The sequence below is a fragment of the Streptomyces sp. NPDC001668 genome, assembly GCF_042893155.1.
Classification (GTDB): Bacteria; Actinomycetota; Actinomycetes; order Streptomycetales; family Streptomycetaceae; genus Streptomyces.
Genome location: NZ_JBIAUQ010000018.1, coordinates 26,558 through 50,122, shown reverse-complemented (window position 1 = coordinate 50,122; position 23,565 = coordinate 26,558). Strand labels below are relative to the sequence as shown.

Annotated in this window: 23 protein-coding genes and 1 tRNA gene; 17 read left to right on the top strand and 7 right to left on the bottom strand. The window is 71.0% G+C overall.

Translation table 11 applies throughout. The annotated features are described in order from the left end of the window. Window positions 1-7 precede the first annotated feature (7 nt). Window positions 8-655, bottom strand: a complete 648-nt coding sequence (locus ACFYZ8_RS38105) for a 5-formyltetrahydrofolate cyclo-ligase (RefSeq protein ID WP_388542176.1) — start codon at window positions 653-655, stop codon at window positions 8-10. A 68-nt stretch (window positions 656-723) separates the two neighbouring features. Here ACFYZ8_RS38105 and galU point away from each other — a divergent pair, with 68 nt between their 5' ends. From galU to ACFYZ8_RS38070, 7 genes are all read left to right on the top strand, one after another. Next, window positions 724-1,626: a UTP--glucose-1-phosphate uridylyltransferase GalU gene (gene galU / locus ACFYZ8_RS38100; protein ID WP_388542178.1), complete on the top strand. Its 903-nt coding sequence runs from the start codon at window positions 724-726 to the stop codon at window positions 1,624-1,626. A gap of 4 nt (window positions 1,627-1,630) precedes the next feature. Beyond that, window positions 1,631-2,953, top strand: coding sequence for a gephyrin-like molybdotransferase Glp (gene glp / locus ACFYZ8_RS38095; protein ID WP_388542180.1), 1,323 nt, complete (start codon window positions 1,631-1,633; stop codon window positions 2,951-2,953). A gap of 62 nt (window positions 2,954-3,015) precedes the next feature. Further along, entirely contained in the window at window positions 3,016-3,495 is a 480-nt protein-coding gene (gene moaC, locus ACFYZ8_RS38090; RefSeq protein WP_359038968.1) for a cyclic pyranopterin monophosphate synthase MoaC, read from the top strand. Beyond that, window positions 3,492-3,998 (top strand): MogA/MoaB family molybdenum cofactor biosynthesis protein, encoded by a 507-nt coding sequence (locus ACFYZ8_RS38085; protein ID WP_359038970.1) that lies wholly within the window; start codon window positions 3,492-3,494, stop codon window positions 3,996-3,998. Before moaC ends, ACFYZ8_RS38085 begins: the two co-directional genes overlap by 4 nt. Then, window positions 3,995-4,633, top strand: coding sequence for a GNAT family protein (locus ACFYZ8_RS38080; protein ID WP_359039055.1), 639 nt, complete (start codon window positions 3,995-3,997; stop codon window positions 4,631-4,633). The genes ACFYZ8_RS38085 and ACFYZ8_RS38080 overlap by 4 nt, the downstream gene beginning before the upstream one ends. Window positions 4,634-4,829: 196 nt before the next feature. Beyond that, entirely contained in the window at window positions 4,830-6,059 is a 1,230-nt protein-coding gene (gene glpR / locus ACFYZ8_RS38075) for a gephyrin-like molybdotransferase receptor GlpR (protein WP_388542182.1), read from the top strand. A gap of 89 nt (window positions 6,060-6,148) precedes the next feature. Further along, window positions 6,149-6,222: transfer RNA gene (locus ACFYZ8_RS38070), tRNA-Ala, on the top strand. 75 nt (window positions 6,223-6,297) lie between these two features. On the opposite strand, the gene ACFYZ8_RS38065 is transcribed toward ACFYZ8_RS38070, so the two are convergent. Next, window positions 6,298-6,774, bottom strand: a complete 477-nt coding sequence (locus ACFYZ8_RS38065; protein WP_388542184.1) for a GNAT family N-acetyltransferase — start codon at window positions 6,772-6,774, stop codon at window positions 6,298-6,300. 29 nt (window positions 6,775-6,803) lie between these two features. On the opposite strand from ACFYZ8_RS38065, the gene ACFYZ8_RS38060 reads away from it, so the two are divergent. Next, entirely contained in the window at window positions 6,804-7,607 is an 804-nt protein-coding gene (locus ACFYZ8_RS38060; protein WP_388542186.1) for an exodeoxyribonuclease III, read from the top strand. Here the strand turns inward: ACFYZ8_RS38060 and ACFYZ8_RS38055 are convergent. Continuing rightward, window positions 7,604-8,236 (bottom strand): MerR family transcriptional regulator, encoded by a 633-nt coding sequence (locus tag ACFYZ8_RS38055; protein ID WP_359039058.1) that lies wholly within the window; start codon window positions 8,234-8,236, stop codon window positions 7,604-7,606. The two genes, ACFYZ8_RS38060 and ACFYZ8_RS38055, sit on opposite strands and share 4 nt — an antisense overlap. A gap of 161 nt (window positions 8,237-8,397) precedes the next feature. Between ACFYZ8_RS38055 and ACFYZ8_RS38050 the strand changes: the two genes are divergently transcribed. From ACFYZ8_RS38050 to ACFYZ8_RS38035, 4 genes are all read left to right on the top strand, one after another. Further along, on the top strand, window positions 8,398-9,894 hold the full coding sequence (locus ACFYZ8_RS38050) for a flavin-containing monooxygenase (protein WP_388542188.1): 1,497 nt from the start codon (window positions 8,398-8,400) through the stop codon (window positions 9,892-9,894). After that, on the top strand, window positions 9,891-10,808 hold the full coding sequence (locus tag ACFYZ8_RS38045; RefSeq protein WP_388542190.1) for an alpha/beta fold hydrolase: 918 nt from the start codon (window positions 9,891-9,893) through the stop codon (window positions 10,806-10,808). The genes ACFYZ8_RS38050 and ACFYZ8_RS38045 overlap by 4 nt, the downstream gene beginning before the upstream one ends. Beyond that, a complete protein-coding gene (locus ACFYZ8_RS38040) occupies window positions 10,805-11,701 on the top strand; it encodes an SDR family oxidoreductase (protein ID WP_388542191.1) in 897 nt (298 codons plus the stop codon). Before ACFYZ8_RS38045 ends, ACFYZ8_RS38040 begins: the two co-directional genes overlap by 4 nt. A gap of 88 nt (window positions 11,702-11,789) precedes the next feature. Continuing rightward, window positions 11,790-11,975, top strand: coding sequence for a hypothetical protein (locus ACFYZ8_RS38035; protein WP_359038983.1), 186 nt, complete (start codon window positions 11,790-11,792; stop codon window positions 11,973-11,975). 95 nt (window positions 11,976-12,070) lie between these two features. On the opposite strand, the gene ACFYZ8_RS38030 is transcribed toward ACFYZ8_RS38035, so the two are convergent. Then, window positions 12,071-15,319, bottom strand: coding sequence for a S41 family peptidase (locus ACFYZ8_RS38030; RefSeq protein WP_388542193.1), 3,249 nt, complete (start codon window positions 15,317-15,319; stop codon window positions 12,071-12,073). A gap of 174 nt (window positions 15,320-15,493) precedes the next feature. On the opposite strand from ACFYZ8_RS38030, the gene ACFYZ8_RS38025 reads away from it, so the two are divergent. From ACFYZ8_RS38025 to ACFYZ8_RS38015, 3 genes are all read left to right on the top strand, one after another. Further along, window positions 15,494-16,099: a TetR/AcrR family transcriptional regulator gene (locus ACFYZ8_RS38025; protein ID WP_359038987.1), complete on the top strand. Its 606-nt coding sequence runs from the start codon at window positions 15,494-15,496 to the stop codon at window positions 16,097-16,099. A gap of 104 nt (window positions 16,100-16,203) precedes the next feature. Beyond that, window positions 16,204-18,402, top strand: coding sequence for an MMPL family transporter (locus ACFYZ8_RS38020; RefSeq protein WP_388542195.1), 2,199 nt, complete (start codon window positions 16,204-16,206; stop codon window positions 18,400-18,402). 136 nt (window positions 18,403-18,538) lie between these two features. Then, window positions 18,539-19,099 (top strand): isochorismatase family protein, encoded by a 561-nt coding sequence (locus ACFYZ8_RS38015; protein WP_388542197.1) that lies wholly within the window; start codon window positions 18,539-18,541, stop codon window positions 19,097-19,099. Here ACFYZ8_RS38015 and ACFYZ8_RS38010 read toward each other — a convergent pair. The 3 genes from ACFYZ8_RS38010 to ACFYZ8_RS38000 form a co-directional block, all read right to left on the bottom strand. Beyond that, window positions 19,083-19,730, bottom strand: a complete 648-nt coding sequence (locus tag ACFYZ8_RS38010) for a GNAT family N-acetyltransferase (protein WP_388542198.1) — start codon at window positions 19,728-19,730, stop codon at window positions 19,083-19,085. The two genes, ACFYZ8_RS38015 and ACFYZ8_RS38010, sit on opposite strands and share 17 nt — an antisense overlap. A gap of 273 nt (window positions 19,731-20,003) precedes the next feature. After that, a complete protein-coding gene (locus ACFYZ8_RS38005) occupies window positions 20,004-20,420 on the bottom strand; it encodes a hypothetical protein (protein WP_359038995.1) in 417 nt (138 codons plus the stop codon). A gap of 287 nt (window positions 20,421-20,707) precedes the next feature. Then, entirely contained in the window at window positions 20,708-20,866 is a 159-nt protein-coding gene (locus ACFYZ8_RS38000; protein ID WP_388542201.1) for a hypothetical protein, read from the bottom strand. A 410-nt stretch (window positions 20,867-21,276) separates the two neighbouring features. Here ACFYZ8_RS38000 and ACFYZ8_RS37995 point away from each other — a divergent pair, with 410 nt between their 5' ends. Together ACFYZ8_RS37995 and ACFYZ8_RS37990 are read left to right on the top strand one after the other, a co-directional pair. After that, window positions 21,277-22,218 (top strand): ABC transporter ATP-binding protein, encoded by a 942-nt coding sequence (locus tag ACFYZ8_RS37995; RefSeq protein WP_388542203.1) that lies wholly within the window; start codon window positions 21,277-21,279, stop codon window positions 22,216-22,218. Beyond that, the gene (locus ACFYZ8_RS37990; protein WP_388542204.1) at window positions 22,215-23,564 is read left to right on the top strand and encodes an ABC transporter permease; all 1,350 of its coding nucleotides are present in this window, start codon (window positions 22,215-22,217) and stop codon (window positions 23,562-23,564) included. The genes ACFYZ8_RS37995 and ACFYZ8_RS37990 overlap by 4 nt, the downstream gene beginning before the upstream one ends. The last annotated feature ends 1 nt before the right edge of the window (window position 23,565 follow it).

The window sequence follows — 23,565 nt, the reverse complement described above, 5'->3', positions numbered from 1 at the left end:
GCAGGTCTCACGCGGGGGAGCGGAAACGGCGCACACCCGACGGCGTCACCGCCGCGTGCACCGGGCGGTCATGTGCCTCCGCCGGGACATGCGCGACGACCTCGGAGTCGTACAGGAGCACCACCAGCGCCGGTCGTGCGCCCGCGCGCTCCAGGCGCGCGAGCACCCGGTCGTACGACCCCCCGCCGCGCCCCAGGCGCATCCCGCGCCCGTCCACCGCGAGGCCGGGCAGCAGCACGACGTCGGCGCCGGTCACGGCGTCCGGGCCCAGACGCTCGCCGACGGGCTCGAAGAGGGTCATCTTTCCGCCGTGTTGCACGCGCGCGAGAGAGCCCTCGCCGGTGTAGGCACCCCAGTCCAGATCGTTGTCCGGCAGCAGCGCCGGGAGCAGCACGCGCACGCCCCGCTCGCGCAGCGCGTCCAGGAGCGTGAGCGTGCCGGGCTCGCTCCCCACCGAGACGTACGCCGCCACGGTGCGGGCACCCGTGAGCTCGGGCAGATCGAGGGCCTGGCCGGCCAGCGCGGACGCCGCTTCCCGCACGTCATCGGCCGTCAACCTGTTTCTCACCGCCAGGTAGTCTCGACGCAACGCTCGCTTGTCAGGCTCGGTGGGACGTCCGACGTGACTCAAAGTGTGCACCCGTACCCTTCCCATACGCTCATATAAGAGCTTATTAACCGGATCCCCAGATTCCAGGCAAAGGCACCGGTTAAGGTGCGGACATGACTCAGTCGCACCCTCGGATCAGCAAGGCTGTCATTCCGGCAGCCGGGCTCGGCACCCGCTTCCTGCCGGCAACCAAGGCCACTCCCAAGGAGATGCTGCCGGTGGTCGACAAGCCGGCGATCCAGTACGTGGTCGAGGAGGCCGTGTCGGCGGGCCTCGACGACGTCCTCATGATCACGGGACGCAACAAGCGCCCCCTCGAGGACCACTTCGACCGCAACTACGAGCTCGAGTCCGCCCTCCAGAAGAAGGGCGACGCCAGCCGGCTCGCCAAGGTCCAGGAGTCCAGCGACCTCGCCACCATGCACTACGTGCGCCAGGGCGACCCCCGCGGCCTCGGCCACGCCGTCCTGTGCGCGGCCCCCCACGTGGGCCACGAACCCTTCGCCGTCCTCCTCGGCGACGACCTGATCGACGCCCGCGACCCCCTGCTCAAGCGGATGATCGAGGTCCAGGAGCAGCACGGCGGCAGCGTCATCGCGCTGATGGAGGTCGCGCCCGAGCAGATCCACCTCTACGGCTGCGCCGTCGTCGAGGAGACCGAGGACAGCGACGTCGTCAGGGTGAGCGGCCTGGTCGAGAAGCCGGACGCCGCCGACGCCCCGTCGAACTACGCGGTCATCGGCCGCTACGTCCTCGACCCGCGCATCTTCGACATACTCCGCAAGACGGAGCCGGGCCGGGGCAACGAGATCCAGCTCACCGACGCCCTCCAGCAGCTCGCGCAGGACGAGAAGGTCGGCGGCCCGGTGCACGGCGTCGTCTTCAAGGGCCGCCGCTATGACACCGGCGACCGCGGCGACTATCTGCGTGCCATTGTCAGACTCGCGTGCGAACGTGAAGACCTGGGCCCGGACTTCCGGACCTGGCTTCGCAGTTACGTAGCCGAGGAGATGTAGGCACTTGAGCAGCGCCGCGCCCCGCACCGCCGGCCAGGACCACCTCTGGTCGGTGGACGAACACCTGGAGGACATCCTCGCGACCGTCCGCCCCCTCGAACCCATCGAGCTGCAACTGCTCGACGCCCAGGGCTGCGTCCTGGTCGAGGACGTCACGGTCCCGGTGTCCCTGCCCCCGTTCGACAACAGCTCCATGGACGGGTACGCGGTGCGGGTCGCGGACGTGGCGGGCGCGAGCGAGGAGTTCCCGGCCGTCCTGGACGTCGTCGGGGACGTGGCGGCGGGCCATTCCGAACTGCTCCACGTCGGCCCCGGCCAGGCCGCCCGCATCATGACCGGCGCCCCGCTGCCGCCCGGCGCCGAGACCGTCGTCCCCGTCGAATGGACCGACGGAGGCCTCGGCGAGGGCCCGGTCAGCTCGATGCGCGCCCGCAGCCTCGCCCCCGAGGGCGCCGAGGGGCACGTCTACGTGTACCGGCCCGCCGAGGCACGCGCGCATGTGCGCGCCCAGGGCAGCGACGTACGGGCCGGCGACCGCGCCCTGGACGCCGGCACCGTCCTCGGCCCGCCGCAGATCGCCCTGCTCGCCGCCATCGGCCGCGGCACCGTCCGGGTGCGCCCACGCCCGCGCGTGGTCGTCATGTCCACCGGCAGCGAGCTCGTCCCGCCCGACGAGAGCCTCGGCACCGGCCAGATCTACGACTCCAACAGCTTCGCCCTCACCGCCGCCGCCCGGGACGCCGGGGCCATCGCCTACCGGGTGGGCGCCGTCGCCGACGACGCCGAGACCCTGCGCTCCACCATCGAGGACCAGCTCGTCCGCGCCGACCTCATGGTCACCACGGGCGGCGTCAGCGTCGGGGCGTACGACGTCGTCAAGGAGGCGCTGTCCTCCGTCGGTGACGAGGACGAGCCGGGCAGCGGCGTCGACTTCCGCAAGCTCGCCATGCAGCCCGGCAAGCCCCAGGGCTTCGGCACCGTCGGCCCCGACCACACACCGCTCCTCGCCCTGCCGGGCAACCCCGTGTCGTCGTACGTCTCCTTCGAACTGTTCGTCCGCCCCGCGATCCGCACCCTCATGGGCCTCGACGACGTCCACCGGCCGCGGACCCGGGCCACCCTCACCGCGGACAAGGCGCTGACCTCGCCCAAGGGGCGCCGGCAGTTCCTGCGCGGCATGTACGCCGACGGCGCGGTCACCCCGGTCGGCGGCGCGGGCTCCCATCTGGTGGCGGCCCTCGCGCGGGCGGACGCGCTGATCGTCGTACCGGAGGACGTGGAGTCCGTCGAGCCCGGCACCGAGGTCGAAGTGGTCCTGCTCGGCTGAGCACCCCAGGTTGGCGGTACCGTGTCGCGCACAACAGGCCGGACCGGGAGCGCCGCACAACCATGAGTACGCAGGACCGACTGACGCACATCGACGAGGCGGGAGCCGCCCGCATGGTCGATGTCTCCGGCAAGGACGTCACCGCACGCACCGCGCGCGCGAGCGGGCGCGTGCTCGTGTCGCCCCGGGTGATCGAGCTGCTGCGCGGCGAGGGCGTCCCCAAGGGCGACGCCCTGGCCACCGCGCGCATCGCGGGCATCATGGGCGCCAAACGCACCCCCGATCTGATCCCGCTGTGCCACCCGTTGTCGGTGTCGGGTGTGAAACTGGAGCTGTCGGTCGCGGACGACGCCGTGGAGATCTGGGCCACCGTGAAGACGACGGACCGCACGGGCGTCGAGATGGAGGCCCTCACCGCGGTCTCCGTCGCCGCGCTCACCGTGATCGACATGGTCAAGGCGGTCGACAAGGGAGCGGTCATCACGGACGTACGGGTGGAGGAGAAGACGGGCGGCAAGTCCGGCGACTGGAGCCGGGCATGACGTACCGCGCACTCGTGATCACCGCCTCCAACCGGGCGGCCGCCGGCGTCTACGAGGACAAGGGCGGCCCGCTGATCGCCGACGGCCTGAGAGGCTTCGGCTTCACTGTCGACGGCCCTGAGGTCGTCCCCGACGGCGACCCCGTGGAGGCGGCCCTGCGCGCGGGAGCGCAGGCCGGATACGACGTGATCGTCACCACCGGCGGCACCGGCATCTCGCCCACCGACCGCACCCCCGAGGCGACCCGCGCGGTGATCGACCACGAGGTGCCGGGCATCGCGGAGGCCATCCGGGCGTTCGGACGGGACAAGGTGCCGACCGCCGCGCTCTCCCGGGGCCTGGCCGGGGTCGCGGGACGCACACTGATCGTCAACCTGCCGGGTTCCAGTGGCGGGGTGAAGGACGGACTGGCCGTCCTGGAGCCCCTGTTGACCCACGCCGTCGACCAGCTCCGCGGCGGCGACCACCCAAGACCCGGCGCCGGCAGTGGGGGTGCGAGCTGAACAGCCCGTCCTGGCCCGTCGTACTGGCGGACGGCGATGTCGTCCTGAGGCCGATAAAGATGCGCGACCAGCGGGTCTGGCGCGAGGTCAACCGGCGCAACCGGGACTGGCTGCGCCCCTGGGAGGCGACCATTCCGCCGCCCACCCCGACCGGCCCGATCGCGCACCGGCCGACCTACCGCCAGATGGTCCGGCACCTGAGGTCCGAGGCGAACGCCGGGCGGATGCTGCCGTTCGTCATCGAGTACCGGGGACAGCTGGTCGGGCAGTTGACGGTCGCCGGGATCACCTGGGGCTCGATGTGCTCGGGACACGTCGGCTACTGGGTGGACCAGTCGGTGGCCGGACGCGGAGTCATGCCGACCGCCGTGGCCCTTGTCGTGGACCACTGTTTCCGCACCGTGGGTCTGCACCGCATCGAGGTCTGTATTCGCCCCGAGAACGGGCCCAGCCGACGGGTCGTGGAGAAACTCGGATTCCGCGAGGAGGGACTGCGGCCGCGCTATCTCCACATCGACGGGGCCTGGCGGGACCATCTCGTGTTCGCGCTCACCGCGGAAGAGGTACCCGACGGGCTGCTGAGGCGCTGGCAGCGGGCCCGCTCCCGCAGTACACCGCACGACAATCCCGCATAGTCGTTCGCCGGTCCCGGAAATGGAATAGATGTTCGAAAATGATCGGTGCATGACCGTCTCGGGGCATTGAATTCGCGACTGGGGCGGTCTGCTGATCGGATCGGTCACAAAAAAAGCTCGAAATATCAGCCAGATCGTGCGACACACCGGCGCAATTGGCAGATGGCCTCACGCAAACCCCTCTACCGTGTGAGGCGTGAGCAGCAGCGGCCTCATCTACGCAGTCATTGTCGGGGCCTGGGCCGCCTACTTGGTGCCGATGTGGCTCCGTAGGCAGGACGAGCTGAACGAGGCCCGTCCGACGGAACGCTTCAGCACCGCCATCCGGTTGCTCTCCGGACGGGCGGGCATGGAGCGTCGGTACGCCAAGGACCTGCGCGCGCGCTCCACCGACGAGGGGGAGCACGGCGCCGACGAACCGGATGCCGTCACCGACTCGGTGGACGTCCGGGCCTTCGCCATGCCTCCGCACCGTCCGCAGGCCCAGGCGACGCGCGAGCAGGCGCGGGAAGCGGAACGGGACACAGGGCGGGAAGCCGGGCACGGCGACCCGGCGCGCGCGAAAACGAACCCGCCCGCGCCCGACCACGGCGACGCCCCGACGCGGAAGCAGCCCCCCGTGTCCGCCGCCCGCCGCACGGCCGCCGCGGAAGCGGCCGCCGCGCGCGCCCGGCGCACGAAGGTACTCGCGCGCCGACGGCGTACGACGGTCATGCTCTTCCTCGCCTTCACGCTCGGCGCGATCGTCGCCGCCGTCGGAGGACTCGCCTTCCTGTGGGCGCCCGGCGTGCCCGCCGTGATGCTCAGCGCCTACATCGCGTACCTGCGTTCCCAGGAACGCCGCCGCTTCGCCTATCAGATGGACCGACGCCGGGCCGAGGCCGCCGCCCAGCACCTGCGGGAACGCGCGCGCCAGCCGCGCCGGCGCGCCTCCGTGAGCACCGGCGTGGACGCCGACGAACCGGACGAGGGACCAGGCACCGAGACCGATCCCGGCCTCTCGGCGCTCGCCGCCGACCGGCGCGCCCTCGTCGAGCAGACCGACCACGCCGAGTGGGTCGACCAGCAGCGCGAGCGCCAGCGCAGGCCGGGGCACGGCGACAGCTGGGACCCGGTACCGGTGCCGCTGCCGACCTATGTCACCGCCCCCGTAGCTCCGCGGGCCACCGCGGACGTGGACCTCGGCGCACCGGACGCGTGGAGTTCGGCCCGGTCCAGCGCCGTGGCCCCCGAGCACTCCGGTCAGGAGACGGCGGAGGACGGGGAGACGGAGGACGCCTCCGCCGACGCGGAGGACATGCCCTCGGCGGACGGCCGTACCGACGCCCGTCGCGCCGCCTCCGCCCGCCGGGCACGCGAGCGTGGCCGCACCCCGCTCTTCGACCAGTACGAGGAAGGCGAGCGGCCGCGCGCGGCCAACGAGTGAGAGAGGGCGCCGAAATCCCCGCGCTCTGACCAGCCGGGAACGGATTTCCAAGCACCCGGACGGGGATGCTAGAGTTTCACTCGTTGCAAGGGCCTGTGGCGCAGTCCGGTAGCGCACCTCGTTCGCATCGAGGGGGCCAGGGGTTCAAATCCCCTCAGGTCCACGCATCATGAAGACCCGCTCCTGATTCAGGAGCGGGTCTTCTGTCATGTGTACGGCTGCCTTGTGTATGGCCGGCTCACAGCGCCTTCGCGTAGCAGCGGCTCTCCTCGTGGAAGCGGTAGTAGCCGAACTTCACGCAGGGTTCGTAGCCGCTGGACGTGTACAGGGCTATGGCCTCCGGCTGCTTGGTGCCGGTCTCCAGGACCATGCGGCGGCGGCCGGCCGCGCGGGCGTGGTCCTCCAGGGCGGCGAGGATGCGCCGGGCGAGACCGCGGCCGCGCATCGACTCGATCACATACATGCGCTTGAGCTCGGCGTCGCCGTCCAGATTGCCCTCGCCGTTGGTGTCCTGGGCGCGCCAGCCGCCCGTGGCGACGGGGCTGTCCCTCTCGTCGTACGCGATCAGATACACGCCGTTCGGGTGCTCGAAGTCCGTCGGGGCCAGCTCGGTGGCGTCGCCGCCGTCGCCGTAGCGGACGTGGTACTCGGCCTGGACCTGGTCGTTGAGCTTCACGGCGTCGGGGTGGTCGAAGGGGACACGGCGGATCATCATGCCCTCCAGTGTGCCGGTATCGTTCCCGGGTGCTCACTGTGACCTCCGCCAATGTGAACGGGCTGCGTGCCGCCGCGAAGAAGGGCTTCGTGGAGTGGCTCGCGGACACCTCCGCCGACGCGCTCTGCCTTCAGGAGGTGCGCGCCGAGCCGCAGCAGCTGCCCGAGACGGTCCGCGCCCCCGAGGGCTGGCACGTGGTGCACGCTCCCGCCGCCGCCAAGGGGCGGGCCGGGGTCTCCCTCTACACCCGACGTGAGCCGGACCGGGTCCGGATCGGCTTCGGCTCGGCCGAGTTCGACACCAGCGGGCGGTACGTCGAGGCCGACCTGCCCGGCGTCATCGTCGCCTCCCTCTACCTGCCCTCCGGCGAGGTCGGCACCGAGCGGCAGGACGAGAAGGTGCGCTTCATGGACGAGTTCCTGGTGTACCTGAAGGATCTGAGGGTCCGTGCCGCCGCCGACGGCCGTGAAGTCGTGGTCTGCGGCGACTGGAACATCGCCCACCAGCAGGCCGACCTCAAGAACTGGCGCGCCAACCAGAAGAGCTCCGGGTTCCTGCCGGAGGAACGGGCGTGGCTCACGCAGGTGTTCGACGAGAACGACGGGGGCTACGTCGACGTCGTACGGTCGCTGCATCCGGACGTGGAGGGGCCGTACTCGTGGTGGTCGTACCGGGGGCGGGCGTTCGACAACGATTCCGGTTGGAGGATCGACTACCACGTCTCCACGCCGGGGCTGGCCGCCAAGGCCCTCAAGGGGTACGTCGAGCGTGCCGCCACGCACGCCGAGCGCTGGTCGGACCACGCTCCCGTGACGGTCGTCTACGACCTCTAGTCGGCCCTCTGGTCCCGCTTCCGCAACCGCCGGTCCAGGGCCAGTGACAGTTCTGCCTCCACCACGCTCCGGGCCAGGGGGCGCAGGCGTTGGAGGTCGTTCTCGTCGGCGTGGCGGAGGATCAGGTCGGCGAACATTTCCGCGAGGTCGTCGACGTGTTCGCGGACGCGTTTGCCGGCTGCCAGGACCTCTCCGAGGGGGATGCCCTCGCGGACCAGGGTGGAGGAGACGTCCAGGAGGCGGCGGCTGATGTGGACGATCTCGTCGCCGTCGGTGCCGAGGTAGCCGAGGTCGAGCGCGGCCGCGAGGTTCTCCGCGGTGACCTCGCCCTCGAAGCGGGCGGCGAGTTCCTCGGGGGTGAGGCGGACCGGTTCCTCCTCCGTGGGAGGTGTCACACCCAGGACGTCGGCGACGTCGCGGCCGTGGTCGAGGGCCTCCGCCAGTTCCGCGATGCCGGTGAGGGTGTGGCCGCGTTCCAGGAGGGCCGCGATCGTGCGCAGGCGGGCCAGGTGGTGGTCGTCGTACCAGGCGATACGGCCCTCGCGGCGAGGGGGCGGGATGAGTTTGCGTTCGCGGTAGAAGCGCAGGGTGCGCACCGTGATGCCGGCCAGGCGGGCCAGTTCCTCCATGCGGTACTCGTGTCGTCCTCCGTCTTCTGCCACGCCCGCACCCTATGTCGTACCCGCGGTAACTTTCCTTCTCCCCGCCCCCTACCCATGAGTACGGACCTGCTCTACCCTCCCATTGCGCCAGTGTTCACTGGCGGAGTCGCGCAGGGAAGGGTGTCGGCATGGCCGAACACGAGCATGTGCGGGTGGCGGTGGTCGGGTCCGGGTTCGGTGGGCTGGGAGCCGCCGTACGGCTGCGGCGGGAGGGGGTCACCGACTTCGTCGTGCTGGAGCGGGCCGGCGGCGTGGGCGGGACCTGGCGGGACAACAGCTATCCGGGGTGTGCCTGCGATGTGCCGTCCCACCTGTACTCGTTCTCCTTCGCGCCCAACCCCGACTGGCCGCGCACCTTCTCCGGGCAGGAGCACATCCGCGCCTATCTGGAGCATGTGACGGACGTCTTCCGGCTCCGCCCGCACCTCCGCCTCGACTCCGAGGTGAAGCGGATGACGTGGGACGGCGAGAAGCTGCGGTGGGACATCGAGACCGCCAGTGGCCGTCTCTCGGCCGACTTCGTCGTCTCCGCCACCGGGCCGCTCTCCGATCCGAAGATCCCGGACATCCCGGGGCTCGACTCCTTCCCCGGCAAGGTCTTCCACTCCGCCCGCTGGGACCACGACTACGACCTGCGCGGCAAGCGGGTCGCCATGATCGGGACGGGTGCCTCGGCCATCCAGATCGTGCCGGCCGTCCAGCCGCTCGCCCAGCACGTCACGCTGTTCCAGCGCACCCCGCCCTGGGTCCTGCCCCGCGTGGACCGGGCGATCAGCGGCGCCGAGCGCCGGCTGCACCGGCTGCTGCCCTTCACCACCCAGGTCCGGCGCGGACTGCAGTGGGGGATCAGGGAGTTGCAGGTCCAGGCGTTCACCAAGCACCCGAACGAACTCGGTGCCGTGGAGCAGCTGGCCAAGCGGAACATGGCCCGCGCCATCAAGGACCCGGCGCTGCGCGCCAAGCTCACCCCCGACTACCGCATCGGCTGCAAGCGGATCCTGCTGAGCAGCACCTACTACCCGGCGCTCGCCCAGCCCAACGTGGACGTGGTCGCGAGCGGGCTCAGCCGCGTCGAGGGATCGACTCTCGTCGCCGCCGACGGCACCGAGACGCAGGCCGACGCGATCGTCTTCGGCACGGGCTTCCACGTCACCGACATGCCGATCGCCGACCGGGTCGTCGGCGCGGACGGGTGCACCCTCGCCGAGGCGTGGAAGGGCGGGATGGAGGCGCTGCGGGGTGCCTCCGTGGCCGGTTTCCCCAACTGGATGACCGTCATCGGGCCCAACACCGGCCTCGGGAACTCCTCGATGATCCTGATGATCGAGTCCCAGCTGAACTACCTGGCCGACTTCGTGCGCCAACTCGACGTCCTCGGCGGCCGCGTGGCCCTCGACGCCCGCCCCTCCGCCGTGCAGGCCTGGAACCAGCGGGTGCAGGAGCGCATGAAGCGCACGGTGTGGAACACCGGCGGCTGCACCAGCTGGTACCTGGACGCCAACGGCCGCAACAGCACGATCTGGCCCGGCACGACGACCGAGTTCCGGCGGGCGACCCGGCGGGTGGACCTCGCCGAGTACGAGGTGCTGCGGGTGCCGGCGCACGCGGAGGTGACCGCCGTATGAGCCGACCGGCGCATGTCTCCTCCGGGCCCTACGCCCCGCCCGCCCCGGCGCGTGAACTCACCGCCCTCTCCGCCGACGGCGCCCGGCTGCACGTGGAGGTGCACGGGCCCGGGAACGCGCCGCCCGTCGTCCTCGCCCACGGCTGGACCTGTTCCACCGCCTTCTGGGCCGCGCAGATCCGTGAACTCTCCGTCGACCACCGGGTCGTCGCGTACGACCAGCGCGGCCACGGGCGCAGTCCGGCGAGCCCGGCGTGCAGTGCGGACGGGCTCGCCGACGACCTCGAAGCCGTACTGGAAGCGGTGCTCGGGGAGGGTGAGAAGGCGGTGATCGTCGGTCACTCGATGGGTGGGATGACGGTGATGGCGGCGGCGGAACGCCCGGGGTTCCGTGCGCATGCCGCGGCCGTCCTGCTGTGCAGCACCGGTTCGTCGCGGCTGGTCGCCGAGTCGACCCTGGTCCCGATCCGAGCCGGGCGGCTGCGGACCTGGCTGACCCGGCGGGTCCTCGGGGCGCGGGCGCCGCTCGGGCCGGTCACGCCGCTCGCGCTGCGGATCCTCAAGTACGGCACGATGGGCCCGGGTTCGGCCCCGCACATGGTGGAGGCGTGCGCGCGGATCGTGCACGCCTGCCCGCGCAAGGTGCGGTACGCCTGGTCGCGGGTGCTCGACCTGCTCGATCTGGACCACGGTGTACGGCAGCTCACCGTGCCGACGGCCGTCCTCGTCGGTACGGCCGACCGGCTCACCCCGCCTGTGCACGCACACCAGTTGGCCGCCGCGCTGCCGGACTGCCTCGGCGTCACCGAGCTGCCCGGCGTCGGCCACATGACACCGGTGGAGGCGCCCGAGCAGGTCAGCGCGCGGATCCGGGAACTCGTCACCACGTACGTCCAGGTCAAGGAGGGCGCATGAGCAGGGTCGGTCTGGAAGGACAGGTCGCGGTCGTCACGGGGGCCGCGCGGGGCGTGGGCGAGCTGCTCGCCCGCAAGCTGTCCGCGCGCGGGGCGAAGGTCGCGCTGGTCGGCCTCGAACCGGACGCGCTCAAGCAGCTCTCCGGGCGGCTGCACGGTGACAGCGACCACTGGTACGCCGACGTGACGGATCACGAGGCGATGGCCGGGGTGGCGGGGGAGGTGAAGGAGCGGTTCGGGAAGGTCGACATCGTGGTCGCCAACGCCGGGGTCGCGACCGGCGGGCCGTTCGTGGACTCCGATCCGGAGGCGTGGCGGCGGGTGATCGAGGTCAATCTCATCGGATCGGCCGTCACCGCACGGGCGTTCCTTCCGGTGCTGATGGAGAGCCGCGGGTATCTGCTCCAGATCGCCTCCCTCGCGGCGATCACCCCGGCGCCGATGATGACCGCGTACTGCGCGTCCAAGTCCGGTGTGGAGGCGTTCGCGCACAGCCTGCGCGGCGAGGTCGGCCACCGGGGCGTGCGGGTCGGGGTGGGCTATCTGTCGTGGACCGACACCGACATGGTGCGCGGGGCCGACCAGGACGACGTCATGCGGGAGCTCAGGCAGCGGCTGCCGTGGCCGGCCAACAAGACGTATCCGCCGGGTCCCGCGGTGGAGCGGATCGTGGCGGGGATCGAGCGGCGGTCCAGTCACGTGTACGGGCAGGGGTGGCTGCGCGGGATGCAGGGGATGCGGGGGTATCTGCCGGGGCTCATCGGGACCGTCGGACAGCGGGAGATGCGGCGGTTCGGGCAGCGGTTGGAGGGACTGCGGATCGGGCTCGTCGGTGCAGGTGGGGCGGCTGATGAGGAGGCTCGCGCCAAGGCCCCCGCTACGCACCGTGACTGATCGAAATGCGTTCTTTGTCCGGGCGTGTGAATCTGGTCGAGGCCCCGGCCAGGGGCTCTTCCCCTCACCCCCACGGGAGTGAACCCACATGGGTATGAAGGACCAGTTCCAGGACAAGTCCGAGCAGTGGCAGCAGCAGGCCAAGCAGAAGGCCCAGGAGGGCCGGGAGCGGGGTCGCCGCGGCGAGCAGGACAGTGAGCGTATGCGGGACGAGGAGGCCGAGCGGATGCGCCGCGAGGAGCAGGAGCGGCTCGACCCCGACTACGACATGTAGTCACTGCTTGAAGTGTGGGGCGTCCTCTGTTGGTTGGAGGGCGCCCCACACTGTCGTTGTTCGGCTGTCGGCCGGTGGGGCTTCTCGCGGCCCTCTCAAGACCTCGGCGGCAACTTGGGCCTTGCCCTGTTCGGTACGTCCCGGTAGTCCGGCGGTGTTGCAGGGGGGTTGGTTTCCAGGAGGTCCAGCGCCAGCGTGACCGCGTCGTCCAGTTGGGCGTGGCGGCCCTCCGCCCAGTCCAGGGGGGTGCGGAGGATCTCCAGGTCGGGGGTGACGCCCTGGTTCTCCACCGACCAGCCGTACGCGTCGAACCAGGCCGCGTTCATCGGGACCGTGATCACCGTGCCGTCGCCGAGCTGGTGGCGGCCGGTCATGCCGACCACTCCGCCCCAGGTGCGCTGGCCCACCACCGGTCCCAGCTTCAGGAGTTTGAAGGCCGCCGTGATCATGTCGCCGTCCGAGGAGGTCGCTTCGTCGGCCAGGGCGACCACCGGCCCGCGCGGGGCGTTCGAGGCGTACGACACCGGCTGGGCGTTTCTCGTCAGGTCCCAGCCGAGGATTGTGCGGGTCAGCTTCTCCACGACCAGTTCGCTGATGTGGCCGCCCGCGTTGCCGCGTACGTCGACGATGAGGGCGGGGCGGGAGACCTCCATGCGCAGGTCCCGGTTGAACTGGGCCCAGCCCGAGCCGCCCATGTCGGGGATGTGCAGATAGCCGCAGCGGCCGCCGCTCAACTCCCGGACCACGGCCCGGCGTTTGGCCACCCAGTCCTGGTAGCGGAGCGGTCTCTCGTCGAGGAGGGGGACCACCGCCACCCGGCGGGCCCTGCCCTCGCCCTCCGCCGGGGTGAACGTCAGCTCCACCGTCGTACCGCCCGCCGCCGCGAGGAGTGGATACGGGCCGGTGACCGGGTCGACGGGGCGGCCGTCGACGTGGGTGAGGACGGCGCCCTCGCGGATGCCGGTGCCGGCCAGCGGGGAGCGGGCCTTGGAGTCCGAGGAGTCGCCGGGCAGGATCCGCCGGACCGTCCAGCCGCCGTCCCTGAGGACGAAGTTGGCGCCGAGCAGGCCCTGGCGGCGCTGGTAGTGGGCTGGGCCCTCGTTGCGGCGGGCGGCGGTGACGTAGGCGTGGGAGGTGCCCAGTTCGCCGAGGACCTCGCGCAGGAGGTCGGCGAACTCGTCGGGGGAGGCGACCCGTTCGAGCAGCGGGCGGTACTGGTCGAGCACCGCGTCCCAGTCGATGCCGCACATCCCGGGATCCCAGAAGTACGCCCGGATCAGGCGGCCCGCCTCCTCGTACGACTGGCGCCACTCGGCGGCCGGGTCGACCTCGTGGAGGATGCGGCGCAGGTCGATCCAGACGGTCGAGTCGCTGTCGCCGGACTCCGTCGCGGGGGTGGCGCGCAGGTCGCCCTCGTCGACGAGGACCAGCCGGGAGCCGTCGCCGCTGACCGCGAACCAGTCCAGGTGCTCGACGAGTTCGGTCTTCTTCGCCTTGCTGATGGCGAAGTGTTCGAGGGTGGGGCGCTCGGAGGTGTCGTCCGGGTTGACGAAGGTCTCGCCGAGCGCCCCCGAGATCGGCCACCGCAGCCAGACCAGGCCCCCGCCCGCGACCGGGTACAGCGCCGAGTACTTGGAGGCGGGGACCGGGAAGGGAGTCACCCGGCTCTCCAGGCCTTCGAGTTCGACGGTCACCGCGCCGCCGTCGCCGCCCTCGCCGCTTCCGTCCTCGACCGGGTCCAGGCCCCCGGCGGCCGGGCGGCCCTCCGGGTTCAGGGCGAAGGGGGAAGGGGTGGCCGAGGACAGCGGGACCAGGTAGGGGCGGCAGCCGAGCGGGAAGGACAGGTCGCCGGTGTGGACGTCGTAGACCGGGTCGAAACCGCGCCAGGAGAGGAAGGCGAGGTAGCGGCCGTCCCGGGTGAAGACCGGGTTCTCGTCCTCGAAGCGGCCGTTGGTCACGTCGACGATCAGGCGGTCCTTGATGCGGGCCATCTTGATCTGGCGCAGCGAGCGGCCGATCCCCGGGTGCGACCAGGTCAGCCAGCAGCCGTCGGGGGAGAAGGCGAGGTCGCGGACCGGGCCGTTGACCGAGCGGATGAGCTCGGTGACCGCCCCGCCGGACTCCTCGGTCCCCGCGGCGTCAGCCGCATCATCGGACACGGTCAGGAGCAGCAGGCGGCCGTCGTGCGCGGCGACGGCCAGGCGCTCACCCCTCGGGTCGGAGACCAGCTCCAGGACCCGGCCCAGTTCTCCGGAGGCCAGCCGGCGCGGCTCGCGGTCACCGGTCGCCCGCGGCAGGTACGCGATCTCCACGGCGTCCTCGCCCTCCGCGTCCGTCACGTAGGCGACCTGGCCGACGGAACCGAGCATCTCGGGGAGCCGGACCCGTACCCCCGGAGTGTCGGTGATCGTGCGGGCCGGGCCGTCCCGGTGGGTCAGCCAGTACAGGCTGCCGCGGACGACGACCGCGCTCGCGCGGCCCGTCTCGTCGACCGAGATGCCGTCCACGTGCTGGGCGGCCGGCACCTGGTAGGTACGGCGTCCCGCGCGCGGCCCGCTCAGCCGTACGTCGAGTCTGCGCGGCTCGGCGGACGCGAGGTCGTCGACGATCCACAGGTCGCCCGCGCACTGGTACACGACCCGGGTGCCGTCGCTGGAGGCGTGCCGGGCGTAGAAGGCGTCGTGGTCGGTGTGGCGGCGCAGGTCGGAGCCGTCGTGGGCGCAGGAGTAGAGGTTGCCGACGCCCTCGTGGTCGGAGAGGAAGGCGATCCGGTCGCCGACGAACATCGGGGAGTGGAGGTGGCCGCCGAGGTCGGGCAGCAGGCGTTCGCCGTGCAGCCACAGGCGGCCCGTGGCGCCGCCCCGGTAGCGCTTCCAGGCGGCCGGCTCGTGCGGCGGGGTGCCGGTGAGGAGGAGCGTCCTGCGGTCGGCGACCTGGATGTCGGAGACCGGACCCCAGGGGAGCTTCTGGCCGGGGGAGCCGTCGGTGGGGACCTTGTACGCCCAGGTGAAGTAGGAGAAGGGCTCGCCGTGGGAGGCGACGGCGAGGATCGTCCCCTGGGGGGTCCAGCCGCACACCTGGGTGTCCGTCGAGCCCCAGTAGGTGAGCCGCCGGGCCGGTCCGCCGTCCACGTCCGCCAGATGGATCTCGGGGACGAGACTGCGCCAGCTCGTGTACGCGATGTGGCGGCCGTCGGGTGAGAAGCGGGGGTGGCCGACCTTGGTGCGGTCCACGGTCAGCCGCCAGGCTCGGCCCGGGCCGTCGAGGGGGGCCAGCCAGAGGTCGTCCTCGGCCACGAAGCACAGCAGGTCGCCGCTCAGATGCGGAAGGCGCAGATAGCTCACCTCCCCATGCTTTTCCCGGGGATGGACCGGAGCAACTTGTGAAAAATCCACCGGGGACGGACTGAGGTGACCCGCAACACGAACGAAACAGTTTCGTTTCGCTGGCGGATGCGCTACATTCGTGTCGTACGAAACAGTGTCGTTCCACGTACCGGAGCGGAAAGGGTGAGTGACATGACCGAGGTCTCGACCGCACGTCGCAGCCGCATCACCCCCGAGCGCGAGGCCGAGCTCTACGAGGCCGTGCTCGAACTGCTCCGCGAGGTCGGCTACGACGCCCTCACCATGGACGCCGTCGCCGCCCGCACCCGTTCCAGCAAGGCCACGCTCTACCGCCAGTGGGGCGGCAAGGCCGAGCTGGTGGCGAAAGCCGTGCGGCACAGCAAGCCGGGCGGTATCGGTCTCGACGACATCGACACCGGGTCCCTCAAGGGCGACCTGCACGCCCTCACCATGCGCTCGGACGACTGCACGATGGAGCAGAACTCCGCGCTCATGCGGGGCCTGGCCATGGCGATCCACGGCAACCCGGATCTCCTGAAGGCGTTCCGCGAGCATCTCATCGAACCCGAGACGGCGCAGTTCCGCCGACTGGTGCAGCGGGCGATCGACCGGGGCGAGGTACGCCCCGACAACCCGGCGATCGAGTTCATGATGCACATGATGATCGGCGGGTTCGCGGCCCGCACGATGATCGACGAGCTGCCGCCGACCCAGGCCTTCCTCCTTTCGTACATCGACGCCGTGGTCCTCCCCGCCCTCGGTGTTCCGAACGACTGACCCACAGTCGCCCCAGCAAGCCCTCCACCTGACGTAACCGCTCACGTCGTCGGGCTGAACACCCCTGCCCTGAAGAACCACGACCTGACCGGGAGTACGCCTTCGTGGCCACTTTCCTCTACCAACTCGGCCGGCTCGCCTTCCGGCGACGGCACTTCGTCGCCCTCATGTGGGTGGCCCTGCTGACGCTCGCGGGCGTCGGCGCGTTCAGCGCCCCCGCGGCCGGCTCGACCTCCTTCTCCATCCCCGGCACCGAGGCCCAGAAGGCCTTCGACCTGCTGGAACAGCGTTTCCCCGGGGCCAGCGCCGACGGCGCGACCGGACGCGTGGTCTTCAAGGCGCCCGAGGGCGAGAAGATGACGGACGCCGCCAACAGGGCGACCGTCGCCAAGACCGTCAAGGAACTCGGCGACGGCTCCGAGGTCGTTTCCGTCACCGACCCGTTCACGACCGGCGCGGTCAGCAAGGACGGCACGGTCGCCTACACGTCGGTGCGCTACGACGTTCCCGGCATGGAGCTCAAGGACGCCACCCAGGACGCCCTGGAGAAGGCCGCCGCCGAGGCCCGGGACACCGGCCTGACCGTCGACGTCGGCGGCGACGCGCTCCAGGCCCAGCCGGAGGCGGGAGCGATCGGTGAGGTCATCGGACTCGCCCTCGCCGCGGTCGTCCTGGTCATCACCCTGGGCTCGCTCGTCGCGGCGGGGCTGCCGCTGCTGACGGCGATCATCGGCGTGTCGATCGGCGTCTCCACCATCGCCGTCCTCGCCAAGGCGCTCGACCTCGGCAGCACCACCTCCACGCTCGCGGGGATGATCGGCCTCGCGGTCGGCATCGACTACGCCCTGTTCATCGTCTCCCGCTACCGCGCCGAGCTGGCCGAGGGCCGCGACCGCGAGGAGGCGGCGGGCCGGGCCACCGGCACCGCCGGTTCCGCGGTGGTCTTCGCCGGCCTCACGGTCGTGATCGCGCTGGCCGGTCTCGCCGTCGTCAACGTGCCGATGCTGACCAAGATGGGCCTGGCCGCGGCCGGCACGGTCGTGATCGCCGTCCTCATCGCGTTGACCATGATCCCCGCGCTGCTCGGGTACGCGGGCCGCAAGATCCGCCCGGCGGGAGAGAAGCGCGAGAAGTCCTCCGGGACAGCGGTGGTGAAGCCCAACCTGGGCACCCGCTGGGCGAGCTTCGTCATCCGCCGTCCCGTCGCCGTGCTGCTGCTCGGCGTGGTCGGCCTCGGGGCCGTCGCGCTGCCGGTCAGCCAGTTGGAACTGGGCCTGCCCGACGACGGTTCGCAGCCGACGTCCACGACCCAGCGCCGCGCCTACGACCTCCTCTCGGAGGGCTTCGGGCCCGGCTTCAACGGCCCGCTGATGATCGTGGTCGACGCGAAGGACAGCGACGACCCGAAGGCCGCCGCCACCACCGTGACCGACGGGATCAAGGGCCTCAAGGACGTCGTCACGGTCACCCCGGCGGCCTTCAACAAGGCCGGCGACACCGCGACCATCACCGTCGTCCCCGGCTCCAAGCCGTCCTCCACCCGGACCGAGGACCTGGTGCACGCCATCCGCGACGACGTCGCGTCCAAGGCGGACGCGGACGTCCTGGTCACCGGCACCACCGCGATGAACATCGACTTCTCGCAGAAGCTCTCCGACGCCCTGATCCCGTACCTGGGCCTGGTGGTCGGCCTCGCCTTCCTCCTGCTGATCGTGGTCTTCCGCTCGATCCTGGTCCCGCTGAAGGCGGCCCTCGGCTTCCTGCTCTCGGTGCTCGCCGCGCTCGGCGCCGTCGTCGCGGTCTTCCAGTGGGGCTGGCTGGGCGGGGTGCTCGGCGTCGAGGAGACCGGCCCGATCATGTCGATGATGCCGATCTTCATGGTCGGCGTGGTCTTCGGCCTCGCGATGGACTACGAGGTCTTCCTCGTGACCCGCATGCGCGAGGCCTACGTCCACGGCGAGTCCCCGAGCCAGGCCATCGTGACCGGGTTCAAGCACAGCGCCCGGGTCGTGGTCGCCGCCGCGGTCATCATGATGGCCGTCTTCGCGGGCTTCATCAGCTCCGGCGAGTCGATGATCAAGATGATCGGCTTCGGCCTCGCGATCGCCGTCTTCTTCGACGCGTTCGTGGTCCGCATGGCGATCGTCCCCGCGGTCCTCGCCCTGCTCGGCCGCCGCGCCTGGTGGCTGCCGAAGTGGCTGGACCGCGCGCTGCCCAACGTCGACGTCGAGGGCGAGGGCCTGCGCACCCGGGCCGAGAAGGACGCGGATCCGGACGAGGACCGGGAGCTGGTACGCGTCTGACGTACCGCCTGAGATGAGAACCGGCCGGTGAGGGATCCGTGGGGACGGGGCGCCCGCACTGGCCGGTTTCGTCCGGGCCGACCCGGCCCGGATTCCAGCGGGGTGAGTGTCAGTGGCACGGTCTAGCGTGAGGGACATGACCACACTGTCTGAACGGCCCCACACAGCACTGCTCGTCATCGACGTCCAGAAGGGCGTCGTCGCCGAGGCGTACCAGCGCGACGAGGTCGTCGCCGCCATCGCCTCCCTCGTCGACAGGGCCCGCGAGCAGGGTGTCACCCTCGTCTGGGTCCAGCACTCCGACGAGGGGCTGGAGAAGGGCAGCGAAGCCTGGGAGTACGTCTCCGAGCTGCCCCGCCTGGACACCGAGCCCCTGGTGCACAAGTCGTACGGCGACTCCTTCGAGGACACGGACCTGGAGGACGTCCTGGCCCGCGCCGGGGTGGGGCACCTGGTGGTGGCCGGCGCCGAGACCGACGCCTGCATACGCTCCACCATCCACGGCGCCTTCGTGCGGGGTTACGACGTCACGCTCGTCGCCGACGCCCACACCGCCCCGGACAACAGCAAGTGGGGCTCCCCGCCGCCGGACCAGGTCATCGCGCACACCAACCTCTACTGGCGGTACCACTCGGCACCGGGCCGCAGGGCGGACGTGGTGGCGGCGAAGGACGTCGCGTTCAGCGCCGGATCCTGAGCTCCTCGGCCGGACTCGTCGAGCGGCCCAGGTAGGTGACGGTCGCGTCGGCGTCCGGCACGTCGATCGCGTGGAAGCCGAGGCGGTCGTAGAAGGCACGGGCGGGCGTGTTGGCGGACACCATCGACAGGTGTACGGCGGCCACGCCCCGCTCGTGCAGGGCGCGCAGGAAGGTCTCCATGAGCGCCCGCCCGTACCCGCGCCCCTGCCATTCCGGGAGCAGATCGATGTGCAAGTGGGCGGGGTAGGCGGCGACTTCGGGCACGAGCATGCGCTCGGGGCGGTGCAGGAGCCGGACGATCTCCTCGTCGGGAGTGCGGGGCTCGTGGCGGGGCTCCGGGTAGCGGTCGGCCACCAGGGGCAGCCACTTCACCCGGTAGTCCTCGACGAACCGGGGCGTGTCGGCGGTCCCGAGGACGTACCCGACGGCCCGCCCCTCCCCGTCGTCCAGGACGAAGGCCAGCTCCGGTTCGAGATGCACGTAGGGCGCCGCGAAGGCCGCCGGGAAGACGCCGGGGTCCTGGTAGTGCGGGCGGCTGTCCCGGCCCGCGTGGGCGGTGCGGACGCAGATGTCCTCGAGGGCGGCGCGGTCTTGGGGGCGGTAGGGGCGTACGAAGGGAGACGGGGTCATCCGAGCATCCTGCATGACGGGACGGGGTGGCGGAACGGCCCTAGGGAGGGGCGACGTCGGATCGCGGCTGAGTGCCGCTATTGCATGATCCCTTGTCTACGCGATGCCGGATTCCGGTACGGTGCTCTTCGTTCTCGCCGGCCTCGGCCTGATCGCATTTTCCGAACAGCGCGTTGTATTCGGCATTGCCTGCCGCTTCGCAGCACTAAGCCCCGCTGAGCCGATGCTCAGCGGGGCCGATTAGCGTTGACCGGTCACACGGTCAACTGTGGATCACGCGGTGCCGTGGTATTCCTTGGTGTGCTGACGGCTCCCGGAAGCTCCGTCCTGGTCCCAGAGTCGCATCGTGACCGAGGTGCCCTCGGGGATGTCCTTGTCACTCCAGGTGGCACAAGAGCCCTCACCGCCGGTGGCAGCGGCACCGTAGATGTGGGTGGCACCTCCGCTGTACCACTGCAGTTCGCCCGCCGCGCGGTGGCCGTCAGGATGGATATCGCAGACCTTCAGGGTCTCGCCCTCGGCCGTGAACCAGCCTTCAGCCGTTTCGACGGTGATGCAGCTGAGCGCGCCGCACGATTCGTAGGAGGCGTAGCCGTGAGCGTTGCTCTGAGCCATGGCCGGCGCGGCTGCGAGAGCAAGACCTGCCGTAGTGAGCGCAGCCGTCGTAAGGAGCTTCTTGCCTATGTTCACTCTGATCCATTTCTTGAGGGTGCACGCCATAGAGGAAGGGGCGCTTTCCGTTTGCGGAACCGGAAGAGCGAAAGAGAGGTGCGAGCCCCCCCTAAACTGGAGCTTTCGAATTTATTCGGCAACTCCGTGTGCTCATGACATTCACATAGGTGAGGCTTTGATGCAACCCTCATGGAATCTTTCTGAGCTTCCCTTGAGGAGTCACATTCATTACATTGTTGCGGAAAGTAATTTCTTTTCCTGTTTCGATGGTGATCGCTGCAAAGGTAGATTTAATGGGACAGCGGTCATTGGCCGACGGTGAGCGTTCCCTCTCCTTGGCAGTTCACGAGGACCGCGAGGTGCCCGGCCTTCAGTCCGCCCGGAATCTCCAGCTCTTCGCTGCCCTGGACGTTCGCCCTCCGCACCACGGCCTTGCCGTCCGGGTAAGCCGGAGCCTTGGCCACGGTTTCGCCCGGTACGTGGTTGACACTGTCCGGCGTCGACGGCGTCGACGGCTTCGCCGGTGCCGAGACGGAACGGGGCGGCGATGTCCGGGGAGGGGCCCCGGCATCGTCCTGGTCGTCGGTGCAGCCAGCGAGTGAGAGCGTCGCCGCCAGTCCCCACACCGCCACGAGCGTTCTGCTGATCGAGGTCTCCCGTTCGCAGGGACCGCCCTGGGAGGGGCGGTCGAACTCATTGTCGGCCCGAGCCGGTCAAGTCCCGCCCAAGTCCCGCCCAACCCCGCCCCTTCGTTTGCCTACTTGCCGATGCCTTGACGTTTCGTTCCCTGGGCGTTCAGGCGGACGTCCGTGGCGGGGCCGGGTGTCGTCCCTAAGGTCCCTGCGGACCGCGAAAGAAGGGACGCAAGGGACTCATGGACGCACTCCACGCAGTCCGGGCCCGCGGGATCACCAAGTGCTTCGGTGATGTCGTGGCGCTCGACGGCGTCGACCTCGATGTGACGCGGGGACAGATCCACGGCCTGGTCGGACCGAACGGCGCCGGCAAGACCACTCTGCTCGGGCTCCTGCTGGGCCTCGCCGTCGCCGACGACGGCCGCCTGGAGATCCTGGGGGCGCCGGCCGGGCGGGCGTTCGCCGCTGCCGACGGGGTCGCCGGGTTCGTGGACGGCCCCGGTCTCTACCCTTCGCTCACCGCCCGGCAGAACCTCGCCGCGCTGGCCCGACTCCGCGGCCGGGACGGTCGTACGGCCGACATCGACGACGTGCTCGACCAGGTCGGGCTCACCGACGTCGCCGACGACAAGGCCCGCGGCTTCTCCCTCGGCATGCGCCAGCGGCTCGGCCTCGCCGCCGCACTGCTCACCAGGCCGCGGCTGCTCGTGCTCGACGAACCCGCCAACGGCCTCGATCCGGCCGGGAAACGGCATGTGCACCGCGTCCTCACCCGGCTCGCCGCGGACGGCACCGCCATCGTGCTCTCCAGCCACCGCATGGACGACCTGGAGGCGCTGTGCTCCGAGGTCACCATCCTCGCCACCGGCCGGGTCGTGTTCTCGGGGCCGCTCGGCAAGCTGGCCGCCGAGAGCCGTGAACTCGACTACCGGGTACGGACGTCCGACCCGGGGGCCGCGCGGCGGCTGGCCGACGGCACGGACGGGATCCGGATCGTCGACGATGCCGGAACACGGCAGGACACCGAACTGCTCGTCGTCCGCGCACAGGTCCCCGCCCTCGACGACCTGGTGACGCGGCTCGTGACGTCGGGTGTCGCGGTGCGTGAACTCGCGCCCGTGGTCTCGCCCTTGGAAGCCGCGTTCCTGGCCCTGACCGAGAACCGGGTGGCGGGCCGATGACCACCACCCTCAGCGCGGCCCCCGTCCCCCTCCGCCCGGTCCCGGTCTCGCGCAGCTACCGCTTCGAGCTCGTCAAGCTCGTCTCCCAGTGGCGTATCCGCCTCCTCGTCCTCGCCTGCTGGATCGCGCCGGGACTCTTCGTCGCCGGGGTCGGCCAACAGAGCACCCTGCCCTCCGACACCCTCTTCGGCCGCTGGATGCACGCCACCGGCTGGGCCGGGCCGCTGGTGATGCTGGGTTTCGCGGGGACCTGGGCGCTGCCGCTGCTGACCTCCGTGGTCGCCGGTGACGTGTTTGCCGCCGAGGACCGGCTCGGCACCTGGCGGCACCTGCTGGTGGCGGTCCGCTCGCCGCGGCGGATCTTCGTGGCGAAGGCGCTGGCCAGCCTCACCGTCATCCTGCTGCTGGTGGCCGGGCTGGCCTGCTCCAGCACCGTCGGCGGCCTCGCGTCCGTCGGCGACCAGCCGCTCGTCGGCCTCGACGGCCATCTGCTGTCCGCCGGGGACGCCGCGCGGAACGTCCTGCTCGCCTGGGCCGCCGCCCTCGCCCCCACCCTGGCCCTCGCCGCGATCGGCCTGCTCGGGTCGGTCGCCCTCGGGCGGTCCCCCATGGGACTCCTGCTGCCCCCGCTGGTCGCGCTCGGCATGCAGGTCGCCCAGATGCTGCCGCTGCCCGTCGCGGTACGCCTCGCCCTGCCCGGCTACGCCTTCGTCTCCTTCAACGGCCTGTTCACCGCCCCGGCCCAGCTCGCCCCGCTCCTGATCGGCGTCGCCGTCAGCCTGGCGTGGGCCCTGCTCGCGACCGGACTGGCCTATCTGCTGTTCCTGCGGCGGGACTTCACCCACCTCGCCTACGACGGTACCGGGCGCCGCGCGGTCACGGTGGGCGTGCTGCCGCTCGCCGCGCTGACCGCGCTCAGCGTCGCGGTGATCGCCGTGGCGGCCCCCTCGACGGGCATCACCCAGGCCAAGGTCCAGCGCTCCCTCGCCACGGCCTTCGCCCACCTCTACCGCATCCAGACCGAACAACTCCACCGCCCCGCCGTCACCGAGGCGCAGCTCAGGGCCTCGGCGGCGTGCACCAAGAGCGACGGCCAGGCCGCTCAGCGGGGGGCGGGCAATGACTGGCGGTGTGTCGTGACCTGGCACCTGCCCGGCGTACCGGTGGCGGGGACGGCTGTCTATCAGCTGGACGTCGGATCGGACGGGCGGTTCGTCGCCGACGGCGACGGGCCGAAGGAAGTGAACGGCTACTTCCTGGTGCGGACCTCCACCGGGGACGCGCCCAACCCGCTGTGGCAGTTCGACGGCAACGTCGAGCTGCTGGACACCACCTCGAAGGGATAGT